Origin of the sequence: Formosa algae, assembly GCF_001439665.1 — a bacterium.
Taxonomy (GTDB): domain Bacteria; phylum Bacteroidota; class Bacteroidia; order Flavobacteriales; family Flavobacteriaceae; genus Formosa; species Formosa algae.
The window spans coordinates 1-2,265 of the sequence record NZ_LMAK01000057.1; the positions used below are offsets into that span (position 1 = coordinate 1).

Below are 2,265 nucleotides of genomic sequence, written 5' to 3' on the forward strand. Positions count from 1 at the left end.
ATTATAGATATGGTAGAGTTTCTAATTATACAGAAAAGAGTCCTTTAACAAAAAAATATAATTCCTTTTTAAATTCTGCTAAAGAGAATAATTTATTTGATAACTCATTAGAATTTTGTTATTTATTAAATAGCCGTCTTTTGTCAAACACTATGAAATTAATTCTGTACAATAAAAACAAAAATAAATATATTGGTAATAACTTAGAAATATATAATAGTCTTGAAAAAGCAATTAGAAGTTATTTTGAGAACAATACTAGTTTTGAAAAATATTTAAAAGACATAGGAAAAAATGAAATTTAGAGTAATAAAAAATATGCTAAAAATCATAAACTGCTGGCAACACCGTATAAAATTAATTGCTTGGTTAAAGCCTACTTACGAAAGTCCTCGCGGACTTTCTATCTGTGATTTATTTGCTAACTTTAGTGCTTAAACACGCAACGAAATCATACACGAGACCGTTACCACACATATGAAAAAAAACCTACTGCTTATTTTGATATTTCCGTTTCTAATAAATGGATGTTCTTCTTTAAAAAGATTAAAAACCGTAACTCAAGGAAAGGTTGTTCAACAGAATTATATAAAAGAAATTCCATTTGAATTTATTGATAACCAAATAATTCTTCAAGTAGAGATTAATGGCAAATTCTATCCATTCATATTTGATACAGGAAATGATTTAACAAGCATAGATTTAACATTATTAGAAGAAGTTGATTACAATTTGAATAAGGTAAACAATGAAATAACTGATGCAGCTAAAAAAACAAGAATTAACGAATATATATCAATCAAAAAACTTAAAATAGGAGAAATTGAATTTGAAAATATTGGAGCTCAAACAACAGATTTTTCACATTTTAAACAGGTTAATGCTTGTAATCACTATGTTGGTTTAATTGGGAGTAATTTAATGCGAAAAGCAAAATGGCAAATAGATTATCAAACTAAAACAATAAAAATAACTGATGATATTAAAAAGCTAAATGTTAATAAGGCAGCAACAAAGTTTAAAACTAATTCCGGGAATTATGGAGGTGCAGATATTAAAATATTATTAAATGGATTTGAAGATGAATATACCTTTGATACAGGTTCAAGTAGTTTTATAAGTGCTGACAAATTACTTTTTGATAAGATTAATTCAAAAAAGAAAATTCAACATACAACAAGAACAGGCATAAATTCATTTACAGCTCACGGATTTACAACAGGAACTATCTACAAATCAATAATTAACAATATAAAATTAGAAAACATTGAATTATCAGATCAAATAGTAGATTTTGAAAAAGGTCAATCTAAACTTTTAGGAAACGAATTTTTAAAACACTATTTGGTTACTTTAGATTGGAATGAAGAATATTTTTATTTAGAGAAAAAATTAGATTTCGAAAAACCCAAAATCAATCAATATCAAGTAGTCTTATACCCTAATTATTTAACAAATAAAATTCAAATTTATGGTTATTGGAATGATAATAAATTAGAGGAAAATGTTGAATTAGGTTCCGAAATTATGTCACTGAATGGTATTGATGTTTCAAATTTAAAAACTTCGGAATTATGTGATTTTTGGTATAATAGAAAAGAAGAATTTATGAAGAACACTATAAATGCAAAAATATTGAATAAAGGAAAAATCAAAAACGTACGACTGAAAATCAAACAACTATTACCGAAATAATACGTGTGGTAACACCGTGTATAATTAATTGCTGGTTTTATCCTACTTACGAACATTCCTGCGGAATATTCTATCTGTGATTTATTTGCTAAATTTAGTGCTAAAATCACGCAACGAAATCATACACAAAACCGTTGTAGCAAATAAAAAAAATGAACAAAAAATGAAAATTTACTTTTTAATTTTATATCCGTTAGTTCTATTTTCTATGCTAAAAGGTGAAATTATTTCTGAAACTAGAATTAAAACAATTCCTTTTGAATTAAAACAAGAAAAAGACTCTTTAATAATTTACGGAAAAGTTAACGACAACATAGGTGAGTTGTTTGAATATGTAACCGTTAAAATACAGAATTCAAAAACGAAATCAACTGTAAATAAATATGGAGAATATCGAATAAATGTTACAGAACAATTAAATAAAAATAAAAAAATAGTTATTGAATTTTATTTTTTAGGCTATAAAACTGAAAGAAGAGAAATAAAAAAGAAATTATTTAAGAAAAATAATATTTTAGAAATGAATATCAAAATGAAAGAAGAAGTTACGATAATTGAATGTCCAAATGG

3 protein-coding genes are annotated in these 2,265 nt (G+C 25.0%); all 3 read left to right on the plus strand.

All coding sequences use genetic code 11. The annotated features are described in order from the left end of the window. On the plus strand, positions 1-305 hold a 305-nt coding region (locus AST99_RS18775), incomplete at its 5' end, for a hypothetical protein (protein WP_198151519.1). A gap of 172 nt (positions 306-477) precedes the next feature. Beyond that, positions 478-1,695 (plus strand): retropepsin-like aspartic protease, encoded by a 1,218-nt coding sequence (locus tag AST99_RS12860; RefSeq protein ID WP_057782250.1) that lies wholly within the window; start codon positions 478-480, stop codon positions 1,693-1,695. 163 nt (positions 1,696-1,858) lie between these two features. After that, positions 1,859-2,265 (plus strand): peptidase associated/transthyretin-like domain-containing protein (locus AST99_RS12865; RefSeq protein ID WP_103191338.1); only part of this gene is annotated, 407 nt, incomplete at its 3' end.